Annotated in this window: 7 protein-coding genes; 2 read left to right on the forward strand and 5 right to left on the reverse strand. The window is 47.1% G+C overall.

What is annotated here, in order from left to right:
* The 3 genes from ACLQ7H_RS12035 to ACLQ7H_RS12045 all read right to left on the reverse strand — a co-directional run.
* Window positions 1–584: SDR family NAD(P)-dependent oxidoreductase (locus ACLQ7H_RS12035; protein WP_411752867.1), on the reverse strand; the 584-nt coding region annotated here is incomplete at its 3' end.
* Window positions 577–1,860, reverse strand: coding sequence for a beta-ketoacyl-[acyl-carrier-protein] synthase family protein (locus ACLQ7H_RS12040; protein WP_411752868.1), 1,284 nt, complete (start codon window positions 1,858–1,860; stop codon window positions 577–579). The genes ACLQ7H_RS12040 and ACLQ7H_RS12035, both read right to left, overlap by 8 nt.
* On the reverse strand, window positions 1,850–2,272 hold the full coding sequence (locus ACLQ7H_RS12045) for a 3-hydroxyacyl-ACP dehydratase FabZ family protein (protein WP_411752873.1): 423 nt from the start codon (window positions 2,270–2,272) through the stop codon (window positions 1,850–1,852). Before ACLQ7H_RS12045 ends, ACLQ7H_RS12040 begins: the two co-directional genes overlap by 11 nt.
* Before the next feature lie 1,084 nt (window positions 2,273–3,356).
* Between ACLQ7H_RS12045 and ACLQ7H_RS12050 the strand changes: the two genes are divergently transcribed.
* Together ACLQ7H_RS12050 and fabD are read left to right on the forward strand one after the other, a co-directional pair.
* The gene (locus ACLQ7H_RS12050) at window positions 3,357–3,605 is read left to right on the forward strand and encodes an acyl carrier protein (RefSeq protein ID WP_411752869.1); all 249 of its coding nucleotides are present in this window, start codon (window positions 3,357–3,359) and stop codon (window positions 3,603–3,605) included.
* A 53-nt stretch (window positions 3,606–3,658) separates the two neighbouring features.
* Window positions 3,659–4,516 carry an ACP S-malonyltransferase gene (gene fabD, locus ACLQ7H_RS12055; protein ID WP_411752870.1) on the forward strand — a complete coding sequence of 286 codons (858 nt, stop codon included), beginning with the start codon at window positions 3,659–3,661 and terminating at the stop codon, window positions 4,514–4,516.
* A 70-nt stretch (window positions 4,517–4,586) separates the two neighbouring features.
* On the opposite strand, the gene ACLQ7H_RS12060 is transcribed toward fabD, so the two are convergent.
* Both ACLQ7H_RS12060 and ACLQ7H_RS12065 read right to left on the reverse strand, forming a co-directional pair.
* Window positions 4,587–5,213 carry a CatB-related O-acetyltransferase gene (locus tag ACLQ7H_RS12060; protein WP_411752871.1) on the reverse strand — a complete coding sequence of 209 codons (627 nt, stop codon included), beginning with the start codon at window positions 5,211–5,213 and terminating at the stop codon, window positions 4,587–4,589.
* Between the two features lie 187 nt (window positions 5,214–5,400).
* Window positions 5,401–6,387 carry a DMT family transporter gene (locus ACLQ7H_RS12065; RefSeq protein WP_411752872.1) on the reverse strand — a complete coding sequence of 329 codons (987 nt, stop codon included), beginning with the start codon at window positions 6,385–6,387 and terminating at the stop codon, window positions 5,401–5,403.
* Window positions 6,388–6,538: the final 151 nt, after the last annotated feature.

The raw sequence follows: 6,538 nt of genomic DNA on the forward strand, positions 1-6,538 counted from the left end.
TCATTACCAATAATATTGGTATCAATTAATCCCGGCACCAGCACATTGGCCGTAATGCCCAAATGGCCATATTCCTTGGCGATGGTTTTAGTTAAGCCAACCAACCCGGCTTTGGAGGCCGCATAAGCTGCTTGCCCTGACGAGCCATCTTTGGCGAGTGAGGAAAGCGTGACGATACGCCCATACTTATTGTTCATAAATAATGGTAAAAAATAACGGGCAAGATAAAATGTCCCGTTCAGATTGGTATTAATTACCTGAGCCCAATCTTCATCAGTCATCGATACCAGATTGCCCGGAAGGTCGATTCCAGCATTACAAATCACGGCATCAATATTGCTAAAGTCAGCTACCACGTGATCCCCGACCGAATCCACGGCACAGCTATCGGCTACATCTAGCAGATAGGCACGGCACAATTGCTGCGGAAACTGTGCGGCAGCGACCTCAAGCAAATGTTGTGCACCCTCCTGGTTACGGTAGTAGCTAAACCCCACATTCCAGCCGTTGTTCAACGCAGCAATCACCACGCTTCGCCCAATGCCGCTAGCCCCACCACTGATAAACAGATTCTTATCAGACATGATATCGCCTGAACAGGCTGGCACTGTTGATACCGCCCATACCAAAAGAGTTGTTGATAAAAATATCTACGTCTTTGTTTACATTTCCATCGGCACACACGTTCAGGTCAACGGCGGGATCGAGCGTTTCGATATTATGCGATTGATGAAATTCACCTCGCCTCATTTGCCAGATTGCAAGAGCGGCCTCTACGACGCCAGATGCCCACATGGTGTGCCCCAGTAAAGACTTCGGCGCATTGATAATGAGTTTGTCCGCATGTGAGCCGAACACTTTTCTAATCGACCTGAGTTCTACGATGTCACCTAATTTGGTCGAGGTGGCGTGGGCACAAACATAATCAACCTGTTCCTTGGCAATATGGCATTTGGTGAGAACATCCTGGATCACCTGAACTTGCCCTTCATGAGAAGGATCTCCCAGGTGGTTAGCATCTGAATTGACGCTGACACCAAGCAGCTCGGCATAAATTTTGGCGCCACGGCGTTTTGCGAATTCGGCGTCTTCAAGGATCAATACCGCCCCGCCTTCACATGGCAGGAATCCACTGCGATTTACGTCATAAGGGCGGCTGGCCTTGGTGGGAGTATCTTGATACGGGCCGTAGCAGATTGCCTCCAGAATGGTTAATGAATGCAACATCATCGGGTGGAACGATGCCATCGGGCAAACCACCGCCATCACCTGCTTGTTATCCACTTTGATCGCATTGATTGCCGCCTGCATCGCCACGTTGCCTGTGGCACAGGTTCCTCCGATAAGATAGGCCAACCCTTTGGCATTTAGTACTTGGGCCACTGAGGAGGAATGGTCAGTATCAAGCGAATTTAATCCCGAAAAGGCATCAATAAACTCAGGTTCGTCCAAAAAAATGGCTTGCTGATCCAGTAAATATTTATCAGACAGGTTATGCCCCCCACAAATTACTCCAGACTTATAGGGGTCAAGCGGGTGTTCGAATAGCCCGGCGTCTAACCAGGCATCCATCGCCATCAATACGGAAAGCTGCACACCTTTGGTCGTTTGCTTAAACACCCGTTCGGCCTGAACCAGCACGCTATCGGGGATCCGACCATCAAACGAGCGAAGTTTGTCTTCAACACGATAATCAGGTAGTTGCCCGCCAATTTTCGAATAAATTTTACTGGTATCGATACGATCCCAATAACCAATGGCTGATTTGCCAGCGAGTAAGTGATTGCCCACATTATCCAATGTGTCACCCAAGGGAGTATTGATGGCAATGCCGGTGATAACGATGCGATCAGATAACACAAAACTCTCCTTTTCCGATGGTAACGACTTTATCGCTGACCGTAATTTGAACAACAGCGGTAACAATCAGTGAATCGTATTCTGTGATAACGCAGCGGATCGTCATTTCGTCGCCAGGCCGTACCGCCCCCAAATGGAAAACATCATATACCCGGGTACCAACTGCGTTGGTCACCTGCTCATCCAATGGGGGGATCGCCGTGTTATTCAGCAAAAAGTACAATAAAATCAGCGCGCTCTGGAACATGCTTTCTTGTTGCAATACGCCGGGATAGACAGGATTGTCAGGGAAGTGCCCCTTAAACACCGGATCGTCCGCATCTACCTTTCTGGTTGCTTTTATTAATCTAAGCTCAAGATTAACCAGTTCCACCCTATCAACCAAAAGAAAAGGGGCGCGATGGGGTATCATTTTCATGATCTGCTGCTGGTCTAACGGTTGCGTCAATTCATTGGCAACCTCTTGTGAAAACAATAAGTTACTTTTAAATCGATCAAGTTGAATATCATTCGGAATCAGGTCATTACCCACGTCTGTAGCCTCTTTTGCATGGAGACCATTGGTCATTTCCCCACGGGCATCACTACCATTACCCCCCGTGGATACCTCACTCACATGTAAAGCATCAATAACGGTTGTACCTAAAGAACCGAAATATCCCTTCCAAAACGAAACGGCTTCCTCTGCGGCACTCTCAGACAAGACAACTTCTATTTCAAACACTTCAGAAACCTGAGGATGTTGCTGCACCTGCCAGGCATGCAATACCTGGTGAGGACATCGTGCCAGTTGCTGTAATAAATGCGTCTCACGAGTCTCCACCTGCCCGTCGATATAATCAATAAACAGGCTGTGATCGCAGGTTCCGCAAACGCCATAAATACAATAACAGCTTGCATTAGTCATAGTCACTTCGCTCGCTACGCGGTTTATATATCAATAACTTTCAAATGAATAATGGAGTTACCCACCCTGTCACTGAAAGTTCGCTTGTTCACTGATTTATTAAAAATCAAATCGTTAGAATACAGTGAAGCCATATCCTTACTGATGAATAGTGCAAAAACCCAATAAATACATCACAAACTGCTCAAGTATCGTATTGATAGTAACAATTATAGATTGCATCTACAGCAATTCCAGCAAAGGTCTATTTTAATCATCAAAAAAAGCAAACATCAACCGTTGAATTTTTAATTCCTATTGAATTAAAAGGTTTTTTATTTAAAAAAATATCAACCATAAGTGTTCAAGGTATAATAAGAGCCCCAACCTTGTGGCACGCCATAATCAAATCAAGCAAGTCCTCAATATAATATTTAAGTTAATTATAAAGTTAACGTTATTACTGTTGTAAGTCCTTATTTTTCTATCATTAATAAATTTATTTACATTTTGTATTATAAAGTCAATATTTTTTCGTTGACCATTACAGCAACAGTGTCTAAATAGAATAGTAGATTAACTGTTAACCAAACAAGCAGGAGCAATTATTATGAATAGAGATATCATTGTTGAAGTTGTTAAAAAACATATTGTTAATGCAGTCAAAAACATCGACGCAGCAAACATTGATTTACAAAAATCGATGGCGGACTATGGCGCGAGCAGTTTGGATATTGTCTCCGTCGTCTCTGGCGTCATGAGGGAGTTGAAAGTCAAAATTCCTCGCACCGAACTAAAAAACATTAACTCAATTAATGGATTGATTGATCTATTTGCCAAGAGCAGCGCTGAACAGTAAAACCTTTTCAATTTTTTACAATCAGCTTATAAAATATCAAGAGAGGTCTGACTTTGATATCAAACCCAGCAATCTTGTTTCCTGGTCAAGGGGCACAGCGCCGAGGCATGGACGTGTCGGTGTTGGAGACCTATTCTGAATTAGTGACCATAGCTGAGGAAATCTCCGAATTCAGCATCCGGGATTTTTTTATCAACTGCCCCCCTGATCGGTTTAGTTATACCCGTTATGTTCAACCGGCTTTATATACTCTTAATGCTTTGTATTATCGCCATTATCTGGAAGGCGGTAGAATACCACCTATTTTTCTTGCAGGACACTCACTTGGGGAATTTAATGCCCTACAAGCCGCCGGTGTTTTTGATTTTGAAACGGGTTTACGTCTAGTCAACAAACGGGCATTGCTGATGTCCGAAAGCCAGGGCGGAGGAATGGCTGCGGTTATGGGGCTTAATACTGACGAAGTGCTCAACGTGATTAAAAAAAATGATCACCTTGGTTTATCTGTAGCCAATTTAAACTCTGATATTCAAACCGTCATCTCTGGGCCGATAGCGAGCATCCACCTGGCAGAGAACATTTTTTATGATAACGATGCTCTTAATTATGTCATTCTTAAAGTGAGCGGGGCATTTCATAGCCCCATGCTAGATACTGCCGCCAAAAATTTTTATGACTATCTTCAAAGTTTCTCATTTTCACCGCCCAAAACACCGGTAATAGCTAACGGAACGGCTAGACCCTATAGCAGCACCTCGTTGGTTAAAAATCTTGCCAATCAGATGAATAACCCAGTCAGATGGCGCGAGTCGGTAATATATTTACGCCAACGTGGGGTGACAGAATTTATTGAGATCGGTGATGGCAGCATCTTGTTGGATATGATTAAAAATATTGAAATCGACGTATGAAAGGTTGCTACGCGGTTCAATTCACACGCTTGTTGGCCAGCGTTTTACCGCTAGCCAACCATAAACCACACTATCTTAAGGCCTTAATCGCCAGTTCCAAGGCCGTAATATCATCGCTGGCCAACAATGGCTGGATGCTGGCGAACGCCTCGGCAGGCAAATCGTAAATCTGCAACGCGAGTAAACGCGCGATTGTCTCTGGGGAGAACCGCTGTTTAATCATCCGGGCCGGATTACCGCCAACGATAGCGTAGGGTGCTACATCCGCAGTCACCACGCTACCGGCGGCCACTATCGCCCCTTCGCCAATCGTCACGCCAGGCATCAGCATGGCCCGCATCCCGATCCAGCAGCCGTCGCCAAGGCGGGTATCCCCTTTAGGCAAATAAGACGCCTGGATGGTTTCCATAAAGGGATACAGGCTCAGCCAATCAATACGATGGGTATGATTCCCGCCCATCAGGATCACCGCTTCGGCACCAATACAGACATAATCGCCTATGTGCAACTTGTCTAGCGGCCCCAGGGGCTCCCACTGTTGGCTGACGGCATCGCCGTGCAAATAGCGCACCACGGAACGTTCAAAGCTGGCATCCCAGCAATGGCTGTAATAACTGTGGGTTCCCTTGATGAGGATATTGGGGTTGGTTACCGTCTGGTGGAGTAATTCTACTTGTGACCAGTGTTTGTCAGTCATGGCTTCTTCTCTTGGTGTATGTCTAGCAAGAGCCACGGAACGTAATGTCTGTGGCAGCGTTTTCCGTTCAAAAACACTGCCCAATCAAGCGATAAGCGCTCGTTTTAACCTTGGATTAATTATCATTTGCTGTTTGCACCCTGTTGTTTCGCGGCCAATGGTAACAAACTGGCGCAGAAAACCAAGCCTACTTCGCTTTTCTCAGCATCAATACCCCGCCCATCACCAGCGCGCTACCCAGTAGCTGTAACTGGTTCATGTTTTCTCCCAACAGGAAATAGGCAATGACCGCGGTAAACACCAGCTCCAGCGACAGGATCAGGTTGGCCACCGCCAGCGGCAGGGTTTTCAGGCTGATATTGTACAGACCAAAGCCCAGCAGCGTTGGCCCGGCGGCCAGCGTGAGCAACAACAGCCAGCCGCTCCACTGAATGCCTTGTACTCCTTGGGACAGAAACCACAGGTCCCCCGCCATGCCGTGAAATGCCGCCAAGGGGAAAAACGTCAGCAAGGTGTTGAACAACCACTGGTATACGGCGGAAAAACCGAATACGTACAGGATGGTATTCCACACCGGGTAGCGCCGCTCGCTGGCGATACGCCCGCCGAGGGTATACAAGGTATAACCAATGCCGGACAGCATGCCGACCATCAGCCCCAACAGATCAAACCGGCTGTTGCCCATACTGTCGCCGTTGCTGACCAGGAAGCAGCCGCCCAGGCTGACCACAATCACCAACAACTCGCGCAGACTGAGGCGTTCGTTGTACATCATCCAACCCAGGAACACGGTAAAACCGACCGAGCAGTAGGTTAAAATAGTCGCCACCGAGGCGCCATTGAGCGCCACCGACAGCGTCCATAAGCTGTTAAACAACGCCAACAGCAAACCGTAACCCGCGTAAAATGGCACCTGCTCAAGGCGCAGATAGGCCCATTGCGGTTTGAACAGCAGCAATAACGGTAACAACACCAGGGCCACCAGGGCCGCACGCCAGAAGGCCAGCACAAACGTCGGTAGATGGTAATACTCGGTCAGCGCACGGATGATGATGGCGGTGAAGGCCAGCAGCATGGCGCTGATAATGGCGATCACGTAACCCTGGTTGGTTCCCCGCAGGATCCCTCCACTGACCACAACTGGTTCTGCAACAACACCCGACGGTAACGACATAACACCCTCAAAATTCCACCGCTTAATCCTCTGGCGGAGATTTTAACGCGGCCAGATTTTGCCACCATAGCCACTTTGCTACGATGTTATGCAGGCCACTTTTGTCAGTGCCAAGCCTTGTTACTCTGGGATATAGTGAAAACAGACTTTT

The organism is Serratia sp. (in: enterobacteria) (genome assembly GCF_046715635.1).
Classification (GTDB): Bacteria; Pseudomonadota; Gammaproteobacteria; order Enterobacterales; family Enterobacteriaceae; genus Chania.

What these genes read in the sequence shown, in the direction of transcription:
- ACLQ7H_RS12060 (WP_411752871.1), bottom strand. Translation starts at nt 5,213, where the DNA reads ATGACTGACAAACACTGGTCACAAGTAGAATTACTCCACCAGACGGTA.
- ACLQ7H_RS12045 (WP_411752873.1), bottom strand. Translation starts at nt 2,272, where the DNA reads ATGATACCCCATCGCGCCCCTTTTCTTTTGGTTGATAGGGTGGAACTG.
- ACLQ7H_RS12065 (WP_411752872.1), bottom strand. Translation starts at nt 6,387, where the DNA reads ATGTCGTTACCGTCGGGTGTTGTTGCAGAACCAGTTGTGGTCAGTGGA.
- ACLQ7H_RS12050 (WP_411752869.1), top strand. Translation starts at nt 3,357, where the DNA reads ATGAATAGAGATATCATTGTTGAAGTTGTTAAAAAACATATTGTTAAT.